Genomic DNA, 26,509 nt, shown 5'->3' on the forward strand with positions numbered 1-26,509 from the left:
TTAGATTTTCTAAATTTATATAAAATAGATTGTACAACCATAGTTTAGTGCTATTTTTGCTTTTAAAATTATTTTAATAAATGATAACAACAGATCAATACAAAGATCTTTTAGATCGCCTTGGTGCGTTAAGGAGGTATCTTTGACATAGATGCCAAGCTTATAGAAATAGAAAACGAAGAAGAAAAAACCCTAGCTCCAGATTTTTGGAACAATGCGCAAGTGGCACAAGCGCAAATGAAAGTTTTACAGTCCAAAAAAAAATGGGTTAAAGATTTTGATGATGCAAAAATTCTTATTGCAGATTTAGAGGTTCTACTAGAGTTTTTAAAAGAAGGCGATGTTACTGCTGAAGAAGTAGAAAACCATTACAACAAAGCAAAAACTCATATTGAAGGCTTAGAGTTTAAAAATATGCTTTCTGATGAGGGAGATGAACTCACAGCTATTTTACAAATAACAGCAGGTGCTGGTGGTACAGAAAGTTGTGACTGGGCAGCTATGCTCATGCGTATGTACTTAATGTGGGCAGAAAAACAAGGCTATAAAGTAAAAGAATTAAACTACCAAGCAGGTGATGTTGCTGGTATAAAAACTGTTACATTAGAAATAGAAGGCGATTATGCTTTTGGCTGGTTAAAAGGTGAAAATGGCGTACACCGCTTGGTACGTATTTCTCCGTTTGACAGTAATGCTAAAAGGCACACCTCTTTTGCTTCTGTTTATGTTTATCCCCTTGCAGATGATAGTATAGAAATAGAAATTAACCCTGCAGATATAGAAATTACAACAGCACGTTCTAGCGGTGCTGGTGGGCAAAATGTAAACAAAGTAGAAACAAAAGTACAGCTAACTCACAAACCTACAGGTATTCAAATTTCTTGTTCAGATTCTCGTTCTCAACACGATAATAGAGCTACAGCAATGAAAATGCTTAAATCTCAGTTATATGAAATTGAACTTCGTAAAAAACAAGAAGCTCGTAGCGAAATAGAAGCAAGTAAAATGAAAATTGAATGGGGATCTCAAATACGTAATTACGTAATGCACCCTTACAAACTTGTTAAAGATGTACGTACAGCAGAAGAAACAGGTAATGTAGATGCAGTAATGGACGGACAAATAGACCAATTTTTAAAAGCCTATCTAATGATGATGGGACAAAAAGATGAAGATTAACAATTAGAGAATAAAAAATGATACAAATTTACCATAATAATAGGTGCAGCAAGTCTAGAGCCGGTGTTGCTTTTTTAGAAGAATCTGGTAAACCTTTTAAAATTGTAAAGTATTTAGAAAATGTACCTACAAAACAAGAACTAAAAGATATTATTAAACTTTTAGCCATTGAGCCATTAGCTTTAGTGCGTAAAAACGAGGCTATTTGGAAAGAGAACTACAAAGGTAAAGAACTGTCTAACGAAGACATTATTGATGCTATGATAGCCAATCCTAAATTAATAGAGAGACCAATAATTATTAACGGAGACAAAGCTGTTATTGGCAGACCAACTGAAGCAATAAAAACTGTAATTTAGTAACAGTTTAATTTTTGGCATTTTTATTGTTATTCATTTTAACAAACATTTAACCAAACCAGATTAAACCTTAGGGTAATTTTAAAATCTTACTAATTCAGAAAGTTATGAAAATTAATAAAATATTTTTTTATGCAACAATAGTATTTGTATTGTCCTTTTCTACTGTAGAAGCACAGTATGGCTATGGCAACGGCTATAATAATGGTTATGGAAGTGGTAGAGTTAGAAACCAAATGCCACAAACACAATCTAATGAAAAGCCAGACCCACTTACAGCAGAAGAAATTGTAGAATTACAAATGCCAAAAATTCTGGAGGTTATAGAACTTAATAGTTTTGAAGAAGCAGTACTTAGCACAACATTAACTAAATACATAAAAAAGTTTATGGAGCTGCAGATTTTAAAGCTAGAGGGCGATAAAATGAAAGAAAGCATAGAAAAATTAAAAAAAGAACAGACTGAAGAATTAAAAGCTGCACTGCCAAAAGAAAAATATGAGGCATATGTTGCTTTAGAAAAAGAAGGTTTTAAAAAAGCCAAAAAAAAGAAAAAGAAAAAAACTAAACGAAAAGAATGAAACAACTACTTTCCTTTGTACTATTATTTGCAACAGTAATTACGTACGCACAAGGTCCCAACGCACAATCTACAAATCCTAAAAAAATTAAGGTTACCGGTACCGTAGTCGATGATGAAACAGGAGATCCGTTAGAATATGCAACTTTAATATTGCAAAGTGTAAAAGACCCAGCAATAGTTACAGGCGGAATTACAAATCAACAAGGGAAATTTGATGTTACTGCTGATGCAGGTTTATACAACATTAAAATAGAGTTTTTATCTTATAAAACTTACACTTTAAACAATCAAAACTTAAGTAAATCTACAAACTTAGGTGTTATAAAATTAGGTTTAGATGTAGAGCAGTTAGACGCTGTTGTCCTGGTTGCCGAAAAAACTACCGTAGAGCTTAGATTAGATAAAAAAGTTTATAACGTAGGTAAAGATTTAACTGTAAAAGGTGGTTCTGTTACAGATGTTTTAAACAACGTACCATCTGTAGATGTAGATGTAGAAGGCGCTATTAGTTTACGTGGTAATGAAAGTGTTAAAATATTAATTAACGGTAAGCCATCTGCCCTATCTGGTTTAGACAATGCTGCATTAAAGTCGTTACCTGCAGATGCTATAGAAAAAGTGGAAGTTGTAACAAACCCATCTGCTAGATATGATGCTGAAGGTACTGCTGGTATTTTAAATATAATTTTAAAACAAAGTAAAACTGCTGGTCTAAATGGCTCTGTTTCTGCTACTATTGGCGACCCAGAACAATATGCTGGTTCTGCAAACATAAACCTTAGAAGAGACAAGTTTAACCTGTATACAAACTTAAGCTACAGAGACAGAACAGGTCCTGGTAATGCATTTTTTGAAAATGAATATTTTAATGAAGATGGTACTACTGCAAGTTTTGAAAACGAATACAGAGATTACGACCGAAGTAATAAAAACTACAACGCTAATATTGGTTTTGAGTATTTTATTGATGAAACAAGCAGCATTACAAATTCTGTATTATACAGAAAGTCTAATGGTTTAGACAAAGCAGATATAAACTTCTTTAATTTTGATGGCAATATGAATCCTACCATTGAAAGACAAAGAAATACTTTAGAAGATGATGATGAAGAAACTGTACAATACTCTTTAAATTACGAGAAGAGGTTTAATGATGATGGAAACAAGTTAACTATAGACTACCAGTACTCAAGATCAGACGAATTAGAAAATGCTAGCATTCAAGAAACAGTTAGTGGTAGCACAACTAATAGCCCACTAGAACGTACAATTACAGACAACAATCAAATAAAGCAATTAGTACAATTAGATTATGTGTTGCCGTTTGGTAAAGATTTTGGCTCTCAGTTTGAAGCTGGTTACAGAGGTAACTTTAACAATTACACTACTGATTATGACTTTGGTCAAGAAACAAATGGTGTATTTAACAGCAATCCAAACTTTAGTAACACACTGTTTTTTAATGAGACAGTAAATGCTGCTTATGTACAATTAGGTACTAAAATTAATAAGTTTAGCCTTTTAGGAGGTTTACGTGTAGAAGATACAGACATAGAAATAGAATTAGCTGAAACTAGTGATGTTAACACTAAAAAATACACAAACTGGTTTCCTTCTGTCTTTTTAGGATATGAATTATCTGAGATGGAGCAATTTACTGTTAGTTACAGTAAAAGATTAAGAAGACCAGGTTCATGGTTTATTAACCCTTTTCCTTCTAGATCTAGTAACACAAACTTATTTTTTGGTAATCCAGATTTAGATCCAACATTTACAGATGCTTACGACTTAGGCTATTTAAAAAGATGGGATAAAGTTTTATTCAACATTTCTGGTTACTACAATCACTCTACCGGTGTTTTTCAATTTATAACACAAGAAACGGGAGATTTTGTTAGTATTGAAGATCCTGCAAACCCAGGTAGTTCTGTAGATATTCCTGTACAAGCAAGAACACCAATTAACTTAGCTACAGAAACTAGGTATGGTTTAGACATTACATCAACCTACACGCCAATGAGAAATTGGAGATTTAGCTTAAACCTTAACTTATTTCAGCAAAATGTAGAAGGTGAGCATACGTATACAAATTTCCAAGACGAAATTATTACGCAGAACTTTGATGCTGAAAACTTTAGTTGGTTTACAAAATTTAGTGCAAAAATACCTTTACCTGCAGAAATAGATTTTCAAACTAACTTAACGTACAGAGGTCCTTCTAAAAATGCTCAAACAACAAGAAAAGGAATGTTTAATTCTGATTTAGCTTTAAGTAAAGATCTACTAAATGATAAGGCTACATTATCATTAAGTGTAAATGATATTTTTAATTCAAGAAAACGTAGATCAGAAAGTAGAACAGAAAACATTTTTTCTAACAGTGAATTTCAATGGAGACAAAGAAGTGTAGCACTAACTTTTACTTACAGATTTAACCAACAGAAAAATCAACGTAGTAAAGGAGAAATGAGAGATAGTGGCGGAGATATGGAAATGCAAGGGTAACACACCAACTATATAAATATAAAAAAGAGGCTGTTTATTTTAAACAGCCTCTTTTTTATTATGTTAATAGATTAATTTATTGGATATAAACTAAAATACAAACGTACATTTCTATTTTTAATATTTAAAAATAGGACACAAAAAAAGAGACTTTTTATAAGTCTCTTTTTTGTTTTTTATTCTAAACGCTTTGCTTTTTTAGCTTCTCGTTTTTCTTTCAGAAATTCTATAAGTGATCCGCCCAACCAATAAGGTATAACAAATGTTAATAAAAATATCATTAGCCAAAATCCTATTGTTAGGATAGTTAAAAAAGCTAAAAAACCTAAATACTGGTCAAATTCAAACATAAGTAATTTATTTTAACGGTTACAAAGATACTTGTTAAGATGAATAGAACAAATCTAAATCAAAAAAAAATAGAATTATTTTAATATTTTTATATATTTGTAGTATAAGACGTACTAATTTTACCTTAAAAGACTTATAAAAAATAAGGTAAAACAAAACGTTTTAAACTAACAAACTCAACCCAATAACCTACTTTAAACTCATGCGTAAGAATATACATAATTGCCTAGTCTTTTTATATATCAATTATTAAAGACTAGCCACTAATGAAAAATATTTTATTTTTGTTTTTAGCCTTAACCACAGCTATTAACGCTCAACAAAACCAAGATAGCAACAGTAATAATTCTGTTAAACTAACAGGCACGATTATAGATGCCAACACACAAAACCCTTTAGAATTTGCTACACTTATAATACAAGATGTTAATAATCCCCAATACATTTCTGGAGGCATTAGTAACAAAAATGGCAAGTTTTCTATTAATGATCTTCCTAAGGGAGAATACAATATTAAAATCGAGTATATTTCTTACAAAACATATCATTTAAAAAACTTAAAGCTTCAAAAATCTAAAAATATTGGAAGCATTAAGCTAGAGTTAGATGTTGAAGAATTAAATGAAGTTGAACTTATAGCCGAAAAAACTACTGTAGAATTAAGGCTTGACAAAAAAATATACAATGTAGGCAAAGATTTAACCTTAAATGGCGGTTCTGCATCTGATGTTCTAAACAACATACCTTCTGTTTCTGTAGACCCAGAAGGATCTATTAGTTTAAGAGGTAACAATAATGTAAAAATACTTATTAACGGCAAACCCTCTACCCTTTCTGGTATTAGTCCAGAAGCTTTAAAACAAATGCCTGTGAGCACTATACAAAAGGTAGAGGTTATCACAAATCCTTCATCTAAATATAGTTCTTCTGGTACTGCTGGTATATTAAATATTATTCTAAGAAAATCTAAAAAATCTGGTTTTAATGGATCTATTACAACTACAATTAAAGATCCTGAGTATTATAAAGTTGGACTTGCTTTAGGCTTAAAAAAGAAATTATTCAATATATTTTCTAATATCACATATACAGACAGAGAAAGACCTGGATATTCACTTTTTTATAACGATTTTTTTGATACCAATAATACTAACATTGGTTTTGAAAATGAATACAGATCATTAGACCGTAATTATAAAAATATTACTGTAAATGCTGGCATAGAGTTGTTATTAAATAAAACTTCTAGCATCACTAATTCTATGGCTTATACAAAAGCATCGGGTTTAAATTATACCGGTATAGATTTAAATAATTTTAATGCTGTAAGCAATACAACCATTAACAGAAATAGAAATACGGAGGAAGATAGCGATGAAGAAAATATACGCTACTCATTAAATTATAAAAGAAAATTTAATTTAAAAGGTCATATTTTAAGTGCTGATTACCAATTTTCTAGAAGTTATGAATTAGAAGATAGAGCTATTAACGAAGTTATATTAGATAATAACAACATTGGTTTGTTTGAAAAAGCAATTACTGATGACCACCAAATAAGCCAACTTGCACAAGTAGACTATACACTTCCTTTTGGTAAAGATTATAGCTCTAAATTAGAAATTGGATATAGAGGCGTTTTTGATGATTATAAAATAGACTATGCAGAAGGTTCTATAGTAAATAGTCAATTCTTTAAAAACAATACATATAGTAACAATCTTGTGTATAGGCAAGATGTTAATGCTGGTTATCTACAGTTTGCACAGGGTTTTAATAAATTAACCGCTTCATTAGGGATACGTGTAGAACATACAGATGTATCTGTATTATTGACTAATTTAAATACAAAAGACGCAAAGTCTTACATTAATTGGTTTCCTTCTATGTTTTTAAGTTATGAATTTACTAACACAGAAAAAATTAGTTTAAACTACAGTAAAAGAATTAAGAGACCAACAGCTGGTAACTTAAATCCTTTTCCTAATAGAGTTAGTAAAACTAATTTATTTTATGGCAATCCAAATTTAGACCCAATGTTTACAAATTCTTTTGAGTTTAATTATTTAAACAAATGGGATAAAATAACTTTTAATGGCGCCCTATTCTATTCTAAAACTGAAGACGTAATACATAACGTTTTAATAGAAACAGGAGAAACAATAGTAATTACTAATAATAGCAATACTATTTCTACACCTGTTATTGCTAAAACTAAAAGAAATATTGCAGAAGAAGATAGGTTTGGGTTAGATGCTACATTTACTTATGTTCCTATAAAAAAATGGCGTTTTTCTTTAAACCTGTTTATGTACAAACAAAACTTAACCGGTAAATATGCATACGCAGATACTAATAACCAAATGGTTAACGTAAATTTTAATGCAAACCAGTTTAGATGGACAACTAGTTTTAGTGCTAAACTTCCACTACCCTATGATGTTAATTTTCAAACAAATTATTACTATATAGGAGCAGATAACAACTCACAAACAAAAACAAAGGCTTTAGACAGACTAGATTTTGCTTTTAGTAAAACTATTTTAAAAAATAAAGCTTCAATTTCTATAGGAGTTACAGATATTTTTAATGCGTACAGACGATATTCTACTACCAACCTAGACAGCTCTACTTCGTACAACGAGCTTCAATCTGACCAAAGAAATCTTAGAGCTACACTTACATATAAATTTAATTAACATTATTTTTAATTAAAGTTCATATTTACTCCAAAATAAACTAAAATCACCAAATAAATAAGCACTAAAAATTTTCCAAATTCTTACCTTTGTATCTATAAAAAATTAGTACAATGAGCTTTAGAATAGAAAAAGATACAATGGGCGAGGTACAAGTACCTGCTGATAAATATTGGGGAGCACAAACAGAACGCTCTAGAAACAATTTTAAAATTGGACCAGCTGCATCTATGCCATTAGACATAGTTTACGGATTTGCTTACTTAAAAAAAGCAGCAGCTTACACCAACTGTGAATTAGGTGTTTTATCTACAGAAAAAAGAGATTTAATTGCAAAAGTTTGTGATGAAATTTTAGAAGGTAAACACAACGATCAATTTCCTTTAGTTATATGGCAAACAGGCTCTGGCACACAGAGTAATATGAATGTTAACGAGGTTGTTGCTAACAGAGCTCATGAAATAGCTGGTAATGTTATTGGTGAAGGTGAAAAAACAATACAACCAAATGATGATGTAAACAAATCACAATCATCTAACGATACATTCCCTACTGGAATGCATATTGCTGCCTATAAAAAAATAACTGAGGTTACTATTCCTGGAGTTAAACAATTAAGAGACACTTTAGAAAAAAAATCTAAGGAATTTGCTAATGTTGTAAAAATAGGTCGTACGCACCTTATGGATGCTACACCATTAACATTAGGTCAAGAATTTTCTGGGTACGTATCTCAATTAAATCACGGTTTAAAAGCACTAGAAAACACATTACCACACCTAGCAGAGCTTGCTCTTGGTGGTACTGCTGTAGGTACAGGTTTAAACACACCTGCTGGATATGATGTTCTAGTTGCTAAATATATTGCAGAATTTACAGGTTTACCTTTTATTACTGCTAAAAATAAATTTGAGGCATTAGCTGCTCATGATGCAATTGTAGAAAGCCATGGAGCTCTTAAGCAATTGGCGGTTTCTTTAAACAAAATTGCAAATGATATTAGAATGATGGCTTCTGGACCACGTTCTGGTATTGGCGAAATAATTATACCGGCTAATGAACCTGGAAGTTCTATTATGCCAGGAAAAGTAAACCCTACACAAGCAGAAGCTATAACTATGGTTTGTGCACAAGTAATGGGTAATGATGTTGCTATAACTGTAGGTGGTACGCAAGGACACTATGAGCTTAACGTTTTTAAACCAATGATGGCTGCAAATATATTACAGTCTGCACAATTAATTGGTGATGCTTGTGTTAGTTTTGATGTTAACTGTGCTGCTGGTATAGAGCCAAACCATGCTATAATTAAAGAATTATTAAATAACTCTTTAATGCTTGTAACTGCTTTAAATACTAAAATTGGATATTACAAAGCTGCAGAAATTGCAAATACAGCACATAAAAATGGTACTACATTAAAAGAAGAAGCCATTAATTTAGGTTACGTTACTGCAGAACAGTATGATGAATGGGTAAAACCAGAAGAAATGGTAGGTTCTCTAAAATAGTAAACCAAACCAGTATAAAACAAAAAAGGTGCAATTTAAAATTGCACCTTTTTTATATCTATAAATAAAAGTTTATTTAAGAGTAAACTCGCTTTTACCTAATATTTTTAATTTAGAATCATAAACTATAGCCATATAATTTCCTTTTTGAAAATCACCAGCTGGCTTATTTACATAATCACAGATATCTAAAGTTCTGTTCTCGTAGTAAAAAGCAGTTGCTTTACTATAAGTTAAAGATGCTCCACCTTCGTTAGATTTTGTAGTTCCTTCTCCTAAAACATTTCCTTGAGGATCTAAAACTTCTAAATAAAATTCTCTATCACCTGCTTGTGCAATTGCATTGTCTGCAACTGTAAAACAAATTTTAAGTTTATCTGCTCTACCTGCTCTAGTTGTAGAAACTAATTTACCACTACTACGCTCTTTTACTGCATCTACAGAAAACTTAGCTAAATTTAATGCAGAACCTTTTTCTACTGCATCAGCTAATTGTGTATTTTGTACAACTAAAGAATCATTAAAAACTGTTTGTCTAGATAATTCTTGGTAAGTACTATCTCTTTCTATTGCTAGCATAGTGTTAGAAGTAGTTAAAGAATCTACTTTTTTAAGTAAAAAAGCTCTTTCTTTCTTTAATAAACTAACTTGTCTTCTATATCTAGATAATGAAGAGATATCTGTTTTCATTGTTTTAACAGAATCAATGTATTTAGCAATTCTGTCTCTAGCTTCAACTAATTCCTCATTAGTAGCATTACTTTCCATAATAGCTTTGTCATACTCAGACTGTAAGCTAGTTAAATCATTAACTACATATTCTTTCTCTTGTGTTAAAACAGTTTTGGTCTTTTCTCTATCCTTATATAAAGATACAGTATAGGCTATAGACCCTAACAATCCTACTCCTAATAAAACAGCAAGTACTTTTAACCCCGTATTACTCTTTTTCTCACTCATAACAATACTATTAATTCAGTTTAATTTATTAACTTGACTTAAGTTAATCTTTTGGTTCAATTTATATACGTTTTGGTTTAACCATTTAGATTATCTCTACCCAAAAATTGGTTGTAGGTATAGATTAATCGTCTAACGGAAATAATTACTTAAAATTATAATTAACAATGAATAATTTAACATTTATTCCCTTTCAGCCAAAATACGCTAAAACCTTTAAAAAACTAAATTTAGAGTGGATAAAAAAGTATTTTGAAGTAGAAGAAAAGGATATAGAGCTCTTAAACAAGTGCGAAGAGAATATTATAAATAAAGGAGGATACATTTTTTTTGCTAAAATTGATGATACCATTGTAGGATGTGTGGCTTACATTAAAATTAAAGAAAACGTTTATGAGCTAGGTAAAATGGCAGTAAATGAAGATTATCAAGGAAAACGAATTGGCCAAGCATTATTAGATTATGCTATTGAGTTTGCTAAAAAAGAACACTGGGAACAAGTAATTTTATACTCTAGTGTTAAACTTAAAAACGCTTTGCATATTTATAAAAAAATTGGTTTTGTAGAAATTCCTATAGAACCAGATGTTGTATATAAAAGAAGTAGTATAAAAATGGAACTAAACTTAAAATAAAATGAAAAACTAACGAGTATTGTTGTTATTTGCTTATTTCTAGTGAGCTGCAAAGACGAAAAAAAAACAGACATAGCAACAAAAAATACCACAATAGAAAATTCTAAAAAACGTAAAAGCAACTTTAAAGTTATTCCTATAGAACACGCAACAGCTGTTTTTAACTGGGGAGATAAAACTATTTACATAGACCCTGTTGGTGGAGTAAATATGTTTAAAAACCAAGATAAACCAAATTTAATTTTAGTTACAGATATTCACGGAGATCATTTAAATGTAGAAACCCTAGAAGCTATCAACACAGAAAAAACAACAATTATTGCTCCGCAAGCTGTTGCTGATAAATTGTCTGATAATTTAAAAACTAAACTTACTATACTAAATAATGATGAGTCTGTAGATTTTGCTGACATAAAAATTACAGCAATACCAATGTATAATTTAAGAGAAGAAGCTATTAAATTTCACAGTAAAGGTCGTGGTAATGGTTATCTACTAGAAAAAAATGGAGAACGAGTTTATTTCTCTGGTGATACAGAAGACATACCAGAAATGCGCGCTTTACAAAATATAGATAAGGCCTTTATTTGTATGAATTTACCATATACAATGACGGTTAACAGTGCTGCAAGTGCCGTACTAGAATTTAAACCTAAGCAAGTGTACCCTTACCATTACAGAGGAAAACCAGATGTTAGTGACATTGATAAATTTAAAAAATTAGTAACCGAAAGTAATAAAGATATTGAAGTTATACAGTTAGACTGGTACCCAAATAACTCATACTAAAAAACTTAATAAAAGTAAAAAGCTCCTTATATTTTTATAAGGAGCTTTTTTTATCAAAATAATTAAAGGTAATTACCTAATTAATTTTTTATACTTAATACGTTTAGGAATCAAGTCACCACCTAATCGTTTCTTTTTATTCTCTTCATAATCAGAGAAAGAACCTTCAAAGAAATAAACTTGCGAATCCCCTTCAAAAGCTAAGATATGCGTACAAACACGATCTAAAAACCATCTATCGTGAGAAATAACTACAGCACAACCTGCAAAATTATCTAAACCTTCTTCTAAAGCACGCAGTGTATTTACATCCAAGTCGTTTGTTGGCTCATCTAAAAGTAACACGTTACCTTCTTCTTTTAACGTCATTGCTAAATGTAAACGGTTACGCTCACCACCAGACAACATACTTACTTTTTTATTTTGCTCACTACCAGAGAAATTAAACCTACTTAAATAAGCTCTAGAGTTTACTTGCTTACCTCCCATCATTACCAACTCTTGCTCATCACTAAAGTTTTGCCAAATTGTTTTTTCTGGATCAATTTTAGAGTGACTCTGATCTACATATGCAATTTTAGCTGTTTCACCAACACTAAACTCGCCCTTATCCGGAGTTTCCTCTCCCATTATCATTCTAAATATTGTTGTTTTACCAGCTCCGTTAGGACCAATAATACCTACAATACCAGCTTGTGGTAAATTAAAGTTTAAGTCTTCGTACAATAATTTATCATCAAAAGCTTTACTAACACCTTTAGCCTCTATTACGTTTGTTCCTAAACGTGGACCATTAGGTATGTAAATCTCTAATTTTTCGTCAAGTTGTTTTTGATCTTGACTCATTAATTTATCGTAGTTTTTTAAACGTGCCTTTTGTTTTGTTTGGCGACCTTTAGCTCCTTGGCGTACCCAATCTAACTCTCGTTCTAAAGTTTTTTGGCGTTTAGAGGCTGTTTTGCTTTCATCTGCCATACGTTTAGATTTTTGATCTAACCAGCTAGAGTAGTTTCCTTTCCAAGGAATACCTTCACCTCTATCTAACTCTAAAATCCAACCAGCAACGTTATCTAAAAAGTATCTATCATGCGTTACGGCAATAACAGTACCTTTATATTGTGCTAAATGGTGCTCTAACCAATGTACAGACTCTGCATCTAAGTGGTTGGTAGGCTCATCTAATAATAAAATTTCTGGTTCTTGTAATAACAGTCTACATAAAGCAACTCTTCTACGTTCACCACCAGATAATACACTTATTTTTTTATCGCCATCTGGAGTACGTAATGCATCCATAGCAATTTCTAGTTTAGTATCTAACTCCCAAGCATTACTAGCATCTATCTGGTCTTGTAACACAGCCTGTCTGGCCATTAACTTATCCATTTTATCTGCATCAGAATACACTTCTTCTAAGCCAAACATATCGTTTATCTTATTGTACTCATCTAAAATAGCAACAGTTTCTGCAACACCTTCCTTAACTATTTCTATTACCGTTTTATCATCGTCTAATTGTGGCTCTTGCTCTAAATAACCTACTTTATATCCTGGAGAAAAAACTACATCACCTTGGTAATTTTTATCTAAGCCAGCTATAATTTTTAATAAAGTAGATTTACCAGATCCGTTAAGACCAAGAATACCAATTTTGGCACCGTAAAAGAAACTTAAATATATATTTTTTAATACTGGTGTATTTGCCGTTTTAAAGGTTTTTGTAACACCAGACATTGAAAAAATGACTTTTTTATCGTCAGACATATCTTTTATTATTATTTAGTTGTTAATTGAATTAAAAAAAGGCAAAACAGCATAAGATTACGCTGTTTTGCCCAAATATATTGTGTTTTACACTCTTCCTTTAAGTGCATTAAAAACCCAAGCAATAGCAAAAAAGCCAAATCCTACGGCTGCAAATCCCCATCCGGCAACATCATCATACCTAAAAGCACCAAGTGCAATTAACGCCAAGCCTACAAATATCATTATAAATGTAGCCCACGCTAAAACTGTATTTTTATTCATCTTCTAATTTTGTTGGTTTAGTAATTGTCAAATATCGTAATTTTATAGGTAATTTACCTAATAAATTAGGCTTCAAAAGGAAAAACTATGTTTGTTTTTTCTCTAATTTGATCTAATAATTGTATTAAGTCTAAACTATTTTGATGAGACCATAGTTTACTTTCTATTTGGTTGTTAGTTATACATTTATGCACCTCCTCTATTTCATAGGTGTAACCTACTCCTAATTTTGGTGTTTTAAAATATTCTTTTTCTCTAGACTTTTCAATATAATAACCTTCTGCTTCATGCCATCTAGTTTCTAATTTTAAAAGACCTTTATCACCTGCTATCTCAGAGCTTGTCTCGGTATTAGCAGTTAAAGCACTATACAAATGCGCCTGTGCATTATCATACTTAAAAATAATAGAAACTTGTTTTTCTACACCTGTTTTATAAAAATTTGCTGTAGCTATTATTTCATTAGGCTTACCCAAAAGTAAATACGCTAAAAAAACAGGATAAATACCAATATCTAATAAAGACCCACCCGCTAAATTTGGATTTAAAAGCCTGCTTTCCTCTGCTCTATCTAAACCATAAAAAGCAAAGTCAGATTTTATATAGCTTATTTCTCCTAACTCTTTTGCATCTACAATTTGCTTTACTTTTTGTATTGATGGCAAAAACCTACTCCATAAAGCTTCCATTAAAAAAACATTGTTTTTTACAGATGCAGCAATCATATTTTTAACCTGTTTTGTATTAACACCCATAGGTTTCTCGCACAAAACGTGTTTACCGCTATTCATTGCCATAATGCTTAGCTCTTTATGTAACGTATGTGGTGTTGCTATATAAACCACGTCTACATCTGCACAGTTAAACAAATCTTGTGCGTTATTATAACTATTTTTTACATTATGCTTGGCAGCAAAGTCTTGAACTTTAGTTTTACTTCTAGAAGAAATTGAAACTAATTTTCCAGTATTAACCAATGCTAAATCTTTAGCAAATTTCTCTGCAATATTCCCTAAACCAACTATACCCCAACCAATTTTTTCTCGCATGAAATAAACTTTTTTTCTAACTTTTATCAAAGTTAAGTAATATCATATATATTATTCCACTTATCTTTATGGTCTAAAGCAATTTTTACAGAATGGATATAAATTTCAATAAGAACGAGGATCACAACAAACTTCTTTTATCAGATTTAAAACATAAATTAAGTAAAGTAAAGTTGGGTGGTGGCAAAAGTAAAATTGAAAAACAACACGCCAAAGGCAAAATGACAGCCAGAGAGCGTATAGATTACCTTTTAGATGATAAAGCAGATGCTATAGAGATTGCTGCTTTTGCCGGTGAAGGTATGTATAAAGAGCACGGTGGTTGCCCATCTGGAGGAGTTGTTATTAAAATAGGTTACGTACAAGGCAAGCAATGCATAGTTGTTGCTAATGATGCTACTGTAAAAGCTGGTGCTTGGTTTCCTATTACCGGAAAAAAGAATTTAAGAGCGCAAGAAATTGCCATAGAAAATAGATTACCAATTATTTACTTGGTAGATAGCGCTGGTGTTTATTTACCTATGCAAGATGAAATTTTCCCAGACAAGGAACACTTTGGGCGTATTTTTAGAAACAATGCTGTGATGAGTAGTATGGGAATTACTCAAATTTCTGCAGTAATGGGAAGTTGTGTTGCTGGTGGTGCTTATTTGCCAATTATGAGTGATGAAGCTTTAATTGTAGACAAAACAGCTAGTATATTTTTAGCTGGCAGCTACCTTGTAAAAGCGGCTATTGGTGAAAGTATTGATAATGAAACTTTAGGTGGTGCAACTACACATTGCGAAATATCTGGTGTTACAGATTACAAAGCTAAAGATGATGCTGATGCTTTAGATAAAATTAAAAAAATAGTAAATAAAATTGGTGATTTTGATAAAGCTGGTTTTAACAGAATTGAAGCTAAAAAGCCAAAATTAGACCCTAAAGATATTTACGGTATTTTGCCAAAATCTAGAAGTGACCAGTATGATATGCTTGAAATTATTAAGCGTTTGGTTGATGATTCTGAGTTTGAAGAATACAAAGAAGGTTACGGAAAAACTATAATTACAGGGTATGCTCGTATAAATGGTTGGGCTGTTGGTATTGTTGCAAACCAACGTAAGCTTGTAAAAACCAAAAAAGGAGAAATGCAATTTGGTGGTGTTATTTATAATGACAGCGCAGACAAATCTACCCGTTTTATAGCAAATTGCAACCAAAAGAAAATTCCGCTTGTATTTTTACAAGATGTTACTGGCTTTATGGTTGGTAGTAAAAGTGAGCATAGTGGCATTATAAAAGATGGTGCTAAAATGGTAAATGCTGTTAGCAACTCTGTTGTACCAAAATTTACAATTGTTATTGGTAATAGTTATGGAGCTGGTAATTATGCTATGTGTGGTAAAGCATACGACCCTAGGTTAATTGCTGCTTGGCCAAGTGCAGAACTCGCTGTAATGAGTGGTAACTCTGCAGCTAAAGTTTTAATGCAAATTGAAAAAGCTTCTTTACTTAAAAAAGGAGAAGAAATAGACGAGAAAAAAGAAAAAGAATTATTTGACAAAGTAAAAGCAAGATATGATGAGCAAATATCTCCATATTATGCTGCTTCTCGTATTTGGACTGACGGTGTAATAGACCCATTAGATACAAGAAAATGGATCTCTATGGGTATAGAAGCTGCAAACCACGCTCCTATTGAAAAGCCTTTTAATTTAGGAGTAATACAGGTTTAAACTAGCAATACACCACAATAAAATTATATATCGACACTAAAAAACAACATAATTGGTTATACCTGTTTCTCCTAATACTATCAGGAGAAGCAGTGTTTATATTACCTTTTGTTTTAGCTAGAGTTTTTAGACCTACAGTTTTGGAGGTTTTTAATCTCACAAATTTAGAACTAGGAACTTGCTTTTCTGTTTACGGTTTTGTTGCAATGGGTTCTTATTTATTAGGCGGACCAATTGCAGATAAATTTCCTCCTAGAAAGCTAATTGCCATTGCTTTATTTTCTACTGCTTTAGGCGGATTAGTACTTGCTGCAAACCCTAGCTATTTTGTACTAAAAGTATTGTACGGTTATTGGGGTTTTACAACAATTTTTTTGTTTTGGGCACCAATGATAAAAGCTACTCGTGTTTGGGGCGGAAATACTTCTCAAGGTAAAGCATTTGGCTTTTTAGATGGTGGCAGAGGTTTAGTTGGTGCTAGTTTTGGAGCCTTAGGAGTTTTTATATTTTCTTTATTTATAATTGGTTCTGTAGAAACTGCAAGTTTAGCAAATAGAGCAGAAGCATTTAATTACATTGTTTGGGTAACGTCTGCCATAATTGTTGTAATTGGCATAATTGTATGGTTCTTTTTAAAATCTAAAGAAATTAAAGAAGAAGAAATACAACTACAGTCTATCTCTACGCATCAAATAAAAACGGTATTAAAAATACCATCTGTTTGGTTATTAATGGTTATTATTTTGTGTGCTTATGTTGGCTACAAAATTACAGATGTTTTCTCGCTCTACGCAAAAGAAGTAATGTTATATAATGAGGTTAAATCTGCAGAAATTGGAACACTTTTACTCTTTATTAGACCCGTTATTGGTATTTTAATAGGCTTTTTAGCAGATAAAAGCAAAACTACACTTTGGCTTATTATTAGTTTTATACTTAGTATTATAGGAGCTTTACTATTTGCATCGGGAGTTATAACACCTACTAGCACAGCACTATTTATTACATCCATACTAATTACAGTAACCGGAGTTTACGCTGTACGCTCTTTATATTTTGCAACTATGCAAGAAGGTCACATACCTTTGCTATTAACAGGTACTGCCGTAGGCTTAATTTCTATTATTGGCTACACACCAGATATTTTTGCAGGTCCATTAATGGGTATGTTACTAGATAATTCTCCTGGAGAACTAGGACATCAACACGTATTTGTAATGTTAGCTAGCTTCTCTTTAATTGGCTTACTAGCTTCTGTTTTTTTTTACAGATTGCAACATAAAAAAAGTGCCAACAATATTTAGTCAGCACTTTTTAAAAAACACAACCACCATCACTTTTCCTTATAACTCTTTATCCGTTGCATTTACCAAGCGTATAAACTCTGCTCTATACCCTTGCTTATCTTCTCCTCTGCCCTCTTGTGCTAACTTAATAACCGCACTTAAACTTGCATTATTTGTAAACTGAGATTTACGTAATTTAAGTCCAAATAAAGCAACTGCAGAAGCAAATTTAAAATCTGCAGACATTACTGTTTCTTCATTTTTTTGAATGTGAACCATTTCTACACTTGTATCAGAATTTGGTTTTTTATATCTAAACTTAACCGTAAACAACTCATCTGTATAGTTAGCTGCAGCTTCTGTATTTGTATACTTTAACTCTGCTACATCTTTTACATAATCACTTTTTACGCCAACGGGAACAACCTCGTAAAGAGCAGTAACCTTATGTCCGCTTCCTAACTCACCAGCATCCTTGGTATCATCTACAAAATCTTCATCTGCCAAAAGTCTATTTTCATAACCAATTAAGCGGTATGCTTGTACTTTAGCAGGATTAAATTCAACCTGAATTTTTACGTCTTTAGCAATAGTATATAATGTACCCCCAAACTCTTTACCAAATACTTTTTGTGCCTCTTGCATAGTATCTATATAAGCGTGGTTACCATTGCCTTTATCAGCAAGAGTTTCTAACTTAGAGTCTTTGTAATTACCCATACCAAAGCCAAGTACAGATAAAAACACACCAGATGCTCTTTTTTCCTCTATTAGCTTTTCCATATCGCTATTACTAGACGCACCAACATTAAAATCGCCATCAGTAGCAAGTATTACCCGGTTATTTCCGTTCTTTTTAAAATTCTTCTCTGCTAATTTATACGCCAATTGAATACCTTGTCCGCCAGCTGTAGAACCACCCGCTTCTAATTTTTGCAATGCATTTATTATTTTTTCTTTTTGATTTCCATTAGTTGGCTCTAAAACAACTCCTGCAGCACCAGCATATACAACTATAGCTACTTTGTCTTTTTCTCTAAGTTGATGCACTAATAATTTAAAAGCAGATACCAAAAGTGGTAACTTATTATAGTCTTCCATAGACCCCGAAACATCTATTAAAAAAGTTAAATTAGAAGCTGGTAATTCTTCATTTAAATACTCTTTTCCTTGTAAACCTATACGAACCAATTGTGTTTGTATATTCCAAGGCGTTTTAGCTACATCTGTAGATATAGAAAATGGATGCTCGTCTGTTGGTTGTGGGTAATCATAATCAAAATAATTAACCATTTCTTCAATCTTAACAGCATCAAAAGGAATATTTTCTCCGTTATTTATCATTCTTCTAACGTTACTATAACCAGCTTTATCAACATCAATAGAAAAAGTAGAAAGCGGATCTAGTGTAACTTTTTTAAACTGACTTTCTGATAACTTAGCATATTCTTCATCATAATTAATTGTACTAGTATATCCTTTTGTTGTAATAATTACGCATCCATTTTTACCTGCTTCACCAAACAAAACACTTGCCTTAGCAGATTTAAAAACCTCCATAGATTTAATTTTTGATGGTTTAATTTTATAAATAGCTCTGTTACCCTCTTTTGCAGGAACTCCGTTTACAACGTATAATGGTTCATTACCTGCGCTAATTGAAGATACACCTCTAATCTGTATTGGCTTAGCTGTTTTTTTTGTACCCTTTGTAACCTGCACACCTGCAACTTTACCTGATAATTGACTAGAAATATTGTTTTGTATTTTTTCTCTCTTTGTTACCTTTCTAACATTACGTGCTCTACTTGAATATGCCAACTCTGAAGAGCTTGCATAACTTGTGATAACTACTTCATCCAAAGCTGTATTATCTTCTTCTAAAACTACATCTATTTTAAGATTATCTTTTACTACAACCTCTTTGTATTTATAGCCTATGTAGGTATATGCTAACGTATCTCCTTTACTAGCTTTTATAGTGTATAAACCATCAAAATCTGTAGTTGTTCCGTATTTTGTCCCAGAACTAATGATATTTACTCCTGGTAAAGGGCCAGTAGCATCTGTAACTGTACCTGTAATTGTTAATTCTTGTGCTTTTGCTTGTATGCTACATACAATTATGCAAAGTATAAATAATAGTTTTTTCATAAGTTTTAGTTTCTTTTGGTTAGTAAATAGTTAGATGCCGCTACAGAATTAGCTACATATACTTTTTCTATATCTAAAGGGTTTATAGTCTGTAAGATTGAAGTATCTGTATAACGAATACCATCAATAATAACAATGGTATTACTATCACCACGCATTGTAATTTTTGGTATGTTATTATTTTGAGTATTGGTTATTTGTACACCCGGAACTTTAGCTCTAATTGTATTGTACAAGTCTTGCTGTGTGTTTATATTCTCAGTTCCAAACTCATAGATGTTGAATGGAAGATTATCTGATAGTTTTGGAAAGCAAATTGTAAAATCTTCCTGTAGGTTAACTGTTGACTTTACTTTTTTCTGTTTAATTTCTTTAGATTTATAACCTAAATATGTAAAGACAAGTTTATCATTTTCCTTAGACTTTATTGAAAAATGACCATTAAAATCTGTTAATACACCTTTGTTTGATCCTTTAACAACAACATTTACTCCGGGCAAAGGGATGTTGTCACACATTACAGTTCCTGTAACTATTTTAGTTTGAGCACTTAATTGTGTGCTACAGAAAATAATACATAAGGCAATTAAAAAGTTTTTCATAATGACTGGTTTATAAGTTTAAAACAAACCTACAATACAGACATTAATAGAAAAACACAGAATTAGGGAAGTGTACTTTTGAGTGAGTAAAGTTACTTTTTAAGCAATTGCAGAGTTTTAGTACGTTTAATTTTACCAGAATTGGTACGTGTAAACTCTTGTATATAGTAAACATCTTTAGGTATTTCATAAAAAGTAAACACCTCAGATTCTTTTAGTGCAGCTAAAATATCTTCATTTTGTTGCTCATCTTCTATTAGCAAAACAAGCTTGTTTTCTAAAATAGGGTCTGGCAAACTAGATACAAAAAAATCGGTTTTAATATAGTCAGATAATTTAGCTTCAATCTGCTCTGGATTCAATTTTATTCCTCCAGAATTTATAATATTATCAAACCTACCTAACCATATAAATTCAGATTCTGAAACTAATTCTACTACATCATTAGTTATTATAATTTGCGTTGATACTTTTGGTGCATCTATTACCAAACAATTACGATTATCTAAAGAAATTTTTACGTTTGGCAGAGTTTTAAATGATGTAGATTTTATTTCTTTTAAAGCAATATGAGTAATAGTCTCTGTCATCCCATAAGTTTCATACAAATGTGTAGAGGCATTTTTTAATTTATCTTTTAAATCTAAAGAAACTGCTGCGCCACCAATTATAAGTGTATCTATTATATGTAATTTTTGTAAACTATTATTTACCTGCATAGGAACCATTGCAGAAAACTTGTATTGTTTGCTTACTTTATTTAAAGGATTAGAACTAGGATCTACATAGTCTATTTCTAAACCAAGAACTAATGCTCTAACTAACATCATTTTACCTGCTATATAACTCGCTGGCAAACACAACAAAGCAGTATCACTTTCTTTTAAATGAAAAAAAACACCAGTTGCTAAAGCAGAATTCATCATCTGCTTTTTATGCACTATTATTGGCTTAGGTGTACCTGTAGAACCAGAAGTGTGTATAATTAATGTTGGCGAATTAGAAAGCCAATCTTGCAAAAATAAACCTATGGCATTTTCAAAATTATCTTTTTTAATTAATTCTAAAGTAAACGCTTTTAGACTATCATAAGAGAAAGAAACACCATTAAGTTTAAATTTAGGATGTATTTTTGTATTAAAATGCATTGTCTGTAAGTTGCTCAGGAGTCAATTCCTCTTCTTTTAAAACTTTACCAGTTAGTTTTTCTTTCCAGTTTGTCCACTTATATTTTTTAGCAAAAAGGAGTATTAATATTGGATATATTACTAAAACAGGTACAAAAATATCCCAACCTAGTTCTGGCTTACTCACATCTACATAAATAGAATCTGTCTGAAAAACGGTCCAATCTGCAGTAACCAACAAAGCTCCAATTAAATTATTAGCAGCGTGAAAACCAAGGGCAAGTTCTAAACCGTCATCCATTAAAGTTATAATACCTAAAAAGAAACCTGTACCAATGTAGTACACCATTATACCATAACCAAGTGTTTCTACCTCTGGGTTAGCCATATGCATAACACCAAATAAAACAGATGTTACAATTAAAGGTACTAGCTTATTACCTGCTAAAATACCCAGACCTTGCATCATATGTCCTCTAAAAAGGTATTCTTCAAAACTGGTTTGTAAGGGTATTAAAAGTATGCTAATAATAGCTAAAGTTATAAAAGGTCCTAGTTTAAAGTTAAAAACAAAATCCTCTGGAGAGAGTACAAAACCTATAGCAAATAAGAATATGGTTAGTAACCCCCAAAAAGCAAATGAAAAGCCAATACGTTTAAAGTCTATCTTTTTTCTTGCGGTAGTTAAAGATGTTACAGACTGTCCGTGAACAAGTTTTGTCCAACCTAAAACAACCAACAAACCAAAAGCTAAAGGTACTAGGTTAATAGCAAACACAAGGTTTCTGCCAAGTTGCTCTATCATTTTATCCATTAACTCATCTACAGGCACAGGAGAAGCTTTAACAGAGATATAATTAAATATCATTAAAATTATAAAACCTGTAGGAAGAATAAAATACTTCCACATACCTCTTGTTTTTGCTTTTAGTCCTTGTTCTATATACATAAATCTTCTATTAAATTTTGTTGCCAATCTAGGTTATTACGGTAACTAATAGCTCCGTTACTAACCTCCAAAGGGCTATTAAAATTGTTGGTATACAAACTACCTGTACCCAAGCCTTGCGGCATTTTACTCTGTAAACTGTAGGTCCATTGTGCAATGGCATTTAAGCCAATATTACTTTCTAAAGCACTTGTAACCCACCAACCAATATTATACTTTTCTGCAATAGTAATCCATTCTTGGCAACCTTTAAAACCACCAACTAGACTAGGCTTTAAAATAATATATTGAGGTTGTATAGTTTGTAGCAGTTTTTCCTTTTTTGTTACACCAAAAACACCAATTAATTCTTCATCTAAAGCAATAGGTAATGGCGTAACGGCACACAAATTTTTCATTTGCGCATAATTACCTTGCTTAATTGGCTGTTCTATAGAGTGTAAGTCTAATTCTGCTAAAATTTTAAGTTTATCTAAGGCATCTTCTTTAAAAGCACCATTAGCATCTACACGTAACTCTATTTCCTCTTTTTTATATTTTTTTCTAATCGATTTTAAAAGCGAAACTTCTTTATCAAAATCTATTGCTCCTATTTTCATTTTAATGCAACTAAAACCGTCTTGTAGTTTTTGTTGTATTTGTTGATGCATAAAAGACTCCTCTCCCATCCAAATTAATCCGTTTATAGGAATTGTAGCTTCTTTGGTTGAAAAATCATTTTTAAATAGAATAAAAGGATTTTCTGCTGCTAAAGATAAAAATGCTTGCTCTAAACCAAATTGTATGCTAGGATACTCTACTAAAACACTCAAAAGAGCATCTAATCCCAAATGAATGTTGTTACACACCCAATTTAGCTTTTCCTCATAATTTGGAACATCGTCTATACTTAAACCTCTTAAAATTCCGCATTCTCCAATTCCTGTTTTATTATCGTTTATTAAAATAATAAACCAAGTCTCTTTTTGGGTTAGTATACCACGTGACGTACCACTAGGTCTTTTAAAATCTAGAGTGTATTTTTTATAAATTGCTTTCATAAGACTACAGTATTATACTGTAAGAGAATCACCTATTGGCAATAAATGTAGTTGTTTACCGGCTGCTTTAAACTTTTCTACAGCTTTAGCTTCATCAATCTCTATAAAGCCAAAGGTATCAAAATGGTAACCTAAAATAGTATTACATTCTACAAAGTTAGATGCTATAATAGCATCATCTACACCCATTGTAAAATTATCGCCTATAGGTAAAACAGCTAAGTCTAATTTGGCAAACATTGGTATAAGTTTCATATCCATAGTTAAGGCTGTATCGCCAGCTATGTAAATACTTTTATTTACTGATGTAATAATAAATCCGCCAGGAAGACCACCTTCAGAACCATCTGCAAATGAAGATGTATGTATTGCGTTTACATATTTTACGGTTCCAAAATCAAAAGTCCAACTACCACCGTGGTTCATTGGGTGCACTTTTAAACCTTTGTTTTCATAATATGTAGCAATTTCAAAATTACTAACAATTACCGCATTGGTTCTTTTTGCTATGTCTTCTACATCTAAAACATGATCTTGATGCGCATGCGTAACTAATATATAATCAGGATTTAAAGTATCTTTATCTACTTGATTATTATTCTTTGGGTTTCCTGAAATAAATGGATCTACCAAAACAGTTTTGCCTCCAACTTTTAGTAACAAAGTTGCGTGACCAAGAAATGTAATTTTCATAGTATGTTATTTTAGTTCAAATTTATTTAAAATTGAACCAAAAACGAACTCCTTCTACAGATTTATCTATATTAAGTGTAGATTGTAACTGATTTACCAAACGGTTCATTAAACGAATACCCATAGATGACTTTGTTCTTTCGTCTGTATCCTCTGGTAAACCTACACCGTTATCTGTATACTCAAAGTAACCACCAGTTTCTGTGTTTCTTAAATGAATGTATATTTTTCCGTTTTCATCATTATCTGGAAAAGCATATTTAAAGGAATTAGATACAAGCTCATTTAATATTAAACCAAAAGGGATTGCTCTGTCAATATCTAACTCTACACCTTCTGCATCAATGGTAATATTAATGTTATGTCCGCCTTTTTTAAATACAGACTGCACACTGTTTACCAAACTCTCTACGTAGCCTTGCATTTCTATTACCGATAAATCATCATTCTGATATAATTTTTGATGAATTAAAGCCATTGCTTTTACTCTACTTTTACCCTCTTCTAAAGCCATAATTGCAGCCTTACTTTTAGTATTTTTAGTTTGCAAGCTTAACAAACTAGATACCATTTGAAGGTTATTTTTTACTCTATGGTGAATCTCTTTTAAAAGCGAATCTTTTTCTGTTAACTGACTTTCTATAATGTTATTTTGCTTTGCAATAACACGTTGATTTTTAATACTTTTAATATACGCAAATACTAAACCTCCTAAGCCTAATAATGTAAATATTAGTGATATTAAAATAAGACTCATACGCTCATCACTAGCTTGAGCCTCTATTTTTGCATTCTCTAATTCTATCTTTTTTTCGTCTAATCTATCCTCAGAATTTTCTAGTTCTTTTTCAAAAACTGTTGCTATTTGCTGATGCTTTTTTAGCGTTTCATTAACTCTGATAGAATCGTTAATTCTGATATTATTATTTAAATAGAAGTTTGCTCTTCTATAATCGTCCATTTTTTGGTAATAAACCGCTAACAATTGGTTTTTACGCAACACATTAGACACCTTAATTGTTTTTAAGTCATCGTTAATAAGCTCTAAAACCTTGTCTAATTTATTAGTTTGCAAATAACAGTTAGCTAGGTCTAGAGTATTTTCTACAGCATCTTGAGAATAAACTTCTACATTATTTTCTCTAATTTTTACCAAACTAGAGTCTAACAAGGGTATTGCCTCTTCGTATCTTTTTAATAACATATAGCATTTACCAATGTTACCTTCTATAACTCCTTTTAACAGCACTCCTTTTACCAATTCATCTTCAGTCTTTGGTCTTGCTATTGTATCTAGATATGTGTTTATAAATTTGCGCGCTTCTTGGTATTTTTCTAGTGCTACTTGTGATGATTTATCTAACCTTAAAAAATCTCCAATTTTGTTGTTATAAACAGCTTGTCCGTAATAATCTTGACTAATAACAACATTGCTTTTTTCTCTTATATACTCACTTCTTGCTTTTTGATAAAGTCCTTGATCTGCATAAATATCAAAGAATGAAATATTATCTGCTAAACCTAGTTCCTTTTTTTCTTTGCGTATTGCAATTTGCTTTTCATATAATTTAAGTTGAGAATAATTCTCATCCATAATATCTAAAAGAGCACTTTTAAGCGTATCACTTAGCTTTGTTTTATCAATATACAACTCGTTAGTAATTGCAATACTTTTATCATACTGAACTAAGTCTTGGTGTATGTGAGCTTGTAATATTCTATAATATTCTACAGAACCATCATCTGGAGCATTTTTTGCCTTTGTTAGCATAGAGTCTATACGCTCTAACCACTCATAACTAGAGTTTTCTTTATACCTATTTGGTGTTTTATAAAAGTATGCAAACTTGTCTTTTGCAGACGGAATTTTAACAAAGCTATCCAAAACAGTTTGTTGTAACTCTATATCTTGTGCTACAGAGGTATTAGTAATTGCAAGTAAAAAAAATAATACTGTTACACATATTTTTGTAGAAAATACGCTGGTGTTAGTTTTTAAAGTGTACTCTATGTTTTTATTGTTACTTAAAAATTTAGCAATTTTTGTAATCATATTAGGGGTCTATTATAAAAAAATTTTGACTTACTTGGGTATAAGTAAAAGAGTGAATTGCCCTAAAACGCTCTTTCTTCTTAAGTTTTTGTTAAACTATAGGGCAAGTTATGATTTTCTTAATAATTATAAGCTCAAAATAGCAAAAATAATAAGGCAAAACTGCTTAAAATGTATAAATGAACCGTAGTTATGTAAGAATGGTAATATATTATTTAATATTACAAGGTTTCATT

22 protein-coding genes are annotated in these 26,509 nt (G+C 31.4%); 10 read left to right on the forward strand and 12 right to left on the reverse strand.

The genetic code is table 11. The features are described from left to right. Window positions 1–80: 80 nt before the first annotated feature. The 4 genes from prfB to AX016_RS13840 all read left to right on the forward strand — a co-directional run bounded on the left by prfB (window position 81) and on the right by AX016_RS13840 (window position 4,626). A protein-coding gene (gene prfB / locus AX016_RS13825; protein ID WP_157811135.1) for a peptide chain release factor 2 occupies window positions 81–1,179 on the forward strand; the annotation gives its coding sequence in 2 pieces (ribosomal slippage) (window positions 81–143 and window positions 145–1,179; 1,098 coding nt in all). 17 nt (window positions 1,180–1,196) lie between these two features. Beyond that, entirely contained in the window at window positions 1,197–1,538 is a 342-nt protein-coding gene (arsC, locus tag AX016_RS13830) for an arsenate reductase (glutaredoxin) (RefSeq protein WP_100896169.1), read from the forward strand. 107 nt (window positions 1,539–1,645) lie between these two features. Beyond that, a complete protein-coding gene (locus tag AX016_RS13835) occupies window positions 1,646–2,119 on the forward strand; it encodes a hypothetical protein (protein ID WP_100896170.1) in 474 nt (157 codons plus the stop codon). Beyond that, on the forward strand, window positions 2,116–4,626 hold the full coding sequence (locus AX016_RS13840) for a TonB-dependent receptor domain-containing protein (RefSeq protein WP_100896171.1): 2,511 nt from the start codon (window positions 2,116–2,118) through the stop codon (window positions 4,624–4,626). Before AX016_RS13835 ends, AX016_RS13840 begins: the two co-directional genes overlap by 4 nt. A 176-nt stretch (window positions 4,627–4,802) precedes the next feature. On the opposite strand, the gene AX016_RS17315 is transcribed toward AX016_RS13840, so the two are convergent. Beyond that, window positions 4,803–4,976, reverse strand: a complete 174-nt coding sequence (locus AX016_RS17315; protein WP_013622269.1) for a hypothetical protein — start codon at window positions 4,974–4,976, stop codon at window positions 4,803–4,805. Window positions 4,977–5,243: 267 nt separating this feature from the next. On the opposite strand from AX016_RS17315, the gene AX016_RS13845 reads away from it, so the two are divergent. Beyond that, window positions 5,244–7,676: an outer membrane beta-barrel family protein gene (locus AX016_RS13845; protein WP_100896172.1), complete on the forward strand. Its 2,433-nt coding sequence runs from the start codon at window positions 5,244–5,246 to the stop codon at window positions 7,674–7,676. A gap of 113 nt (window positions 7,677–7,789) precedes the next feature. Beyond that, window positions 7,790–9,187 (forward strand): class II fumarate hydratase, encoded by a 1,398-nt coding sequence (fumC, locus tag AX016_RS13850; protein WP_100896173.1) that lies wholly within the window; start codon window positions 7,790–7,792, stop codon window positions 9,185–9,187. 72 nt (window positions 9,188–9,259) lie between these two features. Here the strand turns inward: fumC and AX016_RS13855 are convergent, their stop codons facing one another. Further along, window positions 9,260–10,147 carry a hypothetical protein gene (locus tag AX016_RS13855; protein ID WP_100896174.1) on the reverse strand — a complete coding sequence of 296 codons (888 nt, stop codon included), beginning with the start codon at window positions 10,145–10,147 and terminating at the stop codon, window positions 9,260–9,262. 167 nt (window positions 10,148–10,314) lie between these two features. Here AX016_RS13855 and AX016_RS13860 point away from each other — a divergent pair, with 167 nt between their 5' ends. Then, window positions 10,315–10,782: a GNAT family N-acetyltransferase gene (locus AX016_RS13860; RefSeq protein WP_100896175.1), complete on the forward strand. Its 468-nt coding sequence runs from the start codon at window positions 10,315–10,317 to the stop codon at window positions 10,780–10,782. Window positions 10,783–10,824: 42 nt separating this feature from the next. Further along, window positions 10,825–11,571, forward strand: coding sequence for an MBL fold metallo-hydrolase (locus AX016_RS13865; protein WP_232732632.1), 747 nt, complete (start codon window positions 10,825–10,827; stop codon window positions 11,569–11,571). A gap of 72 nt (window positions 11,572–11,643) precedes the next feature. Here AX016_RS13865 and ettA read toward each other — a convergent pair whose 3' ends face one another. From ettA to AX016_RS13875, 3 genes are all read right to left on the reverse strand, one after another. After that, a complete protein-coding gene (gene ettA / locus AX016_RS13870; protein ID WP_100896177.1) occupies window positions 11,644–13,335 on the reverse strand; it encodes an energy-dependent translational throttle protein EttA in 1,692 nt (563 codons plus the stop codon). Window positions 13,336–13,422: 87 nt separating this feature from the next. Then, complete coding sequence (locus AX016_RS17320; protein WP_170854685.1) at window positions 13,423–13,599, reverse strand: CAL67264 family membrane protein; 177 nt, start codon at window positions 13,597–13,599, stop codon at window positions 13,423–13,425. Between the two features lie 65 nt (window positions 13,600–13,664). Then, window positions 13,665–14,648: a Gfo/Idh/MocA family protein gene (locus tag AX016_RS13875; protein WP_100896178.1), complete on the reverse strand. Its 984-nt coding sequence runs from the start codon at window positions 14,646–14,648 to the stop codon at window positions 13,665–13,667. A gap of 92 nt (window positions 14,649–14,740) precedes the next feature. On the opposite strand from AX016_RS13875, the gene AX016_RS13880 reads away from it, so the two are divergent. Together AX016_RS13880 and AX016_RS13885 are read left to right on the forward strand one after the other, a co-directional pair. Further along, complete coding sequence (locus AX016_RS13880; protein WP_100896179.1) at window positions 14,741–16,369, forward strand: acyl-CoA carboxylase subunit beta; 1,629 nt, start codon at window positions 14,741–14,743, stop codon at window positions 16,367–16,369. 29 nt (window positions 16,370–16,398) lie between these two features. Next, window positions 16,399–17,673, forward strand: a complete 1,275-nt coding sequence (locus AX016_RS13885; RefSeq protein WP_100896180.1) for an MFS transporter — start codon at window positions 16,399–16,401, stop codon at window positions 17,671–17,673. 39 nt (window positions 17,674–17,712) lie between these two features. Here AX016_RS13885 and AX016_RS13890 read toward each other — a convergent pair whose 3' ends face one another. The 7 genes from AX016_RS13890 to AX016_RS13920 form a co-directional block, all read right to left on the reverse strand. After that, window positions 17,713–19,809 (reverse strand): VWA domain-containing protein, encoded by a 2,097-nt coding sequence (locus AX016_RS13890; protein WP_100896181.1) that lies wholly within the window; start codon window positions 19,807–19,809, stop codon window positions 17,713–17,715. 5 nt (window positions 19,810–19,814) lie between these two features. Beyond that, the gene (locus AX016_RS13895) at window positions 19,815–20,411 is read right to left on the reverse strand and encodes a carboxypeptidase-like regulatory domain-containing protein (protein ID WP_100896182.1); all 597 of its coding nucleotides are present in this window, start codon (window positions 20,409–20,411) and stop codon (window positions 19,815–19,817) included. A gap of 92 nt (window positions 20,412–20,503) precedes the next feature. After that, complete coding sequence (locus AX016_RS13900; protein WP_100896183.1) at window positions 20,504–21,559, reverse strand: AMP-binding protein; 1,056 nt, start codon at window positions 21,557–21,559, stop codon at window positions 20,504–20,506. Continuing rightward, on the reverse strand, window positions 21,549–22,487 hold the full coding sequence (locus tag AX016_RS13905; protein WP_100896873.1) for a CPBP family intramembrane glutamic endopeptidase: 939 nt from the start codon (window positions 22,485–22,487) through the stop codon (window positions 21,549–21,551). The genes AX016_RS13900 and AX016_RS13905 overlap by 11 nt, the downstream gene beginning before the upstream one ends. Further along, window positions 22,478–23,527, reverse strand: a complete 1,050-nt coding sequence (locus AX016_RS13910; protein WP_100896184.1) for an o-succinylbenzoate synthase — start codon at window positions 23,525–23,527, stop codon at window positions 22,478–22,480. The genes AX016_RS13905 and AX016_RS13910 overlap by 10 nt, the downstream gene beginning before the upstream one ends. 12 nt (window positions 23,528–23,539) lie before the next feature. Further along, complete coding sequence (locus AX016_RS13915) at window positions 23,540–24,220, reverse strand: metal-dependent hydrolase (RefSeq protein WP_100896185.1); 681 nt, start codon at window positions 24,218–24,220, stop codon at window positions 23,540–23,542. 22 nt (window positions 24,221–24,242) lie between these two features. Then, window positions 24,243–26,273 (reverse strand): sensor histidine kinase, encoded by a 2,031-nt coding sequence (locus tag AX016_RS13920; RefSeq protein ID WP_100896186.1) that lies wholly within the window; start codon window positions 26,271–26,273, stop codon window positions 24,243–24,245. Window positions 26,274–26,509: the final 236 nt, after the last annotated feature.

The organism is Cellulophaga sp. RHA19, from assembly GCF_002813425.1.
Classification (GTDB): domain Bacteria; phylum Bacteroidota; class Bacteroidia; order Flavobacteriales; family Flavobacteriaceae; genus Cellulophaga.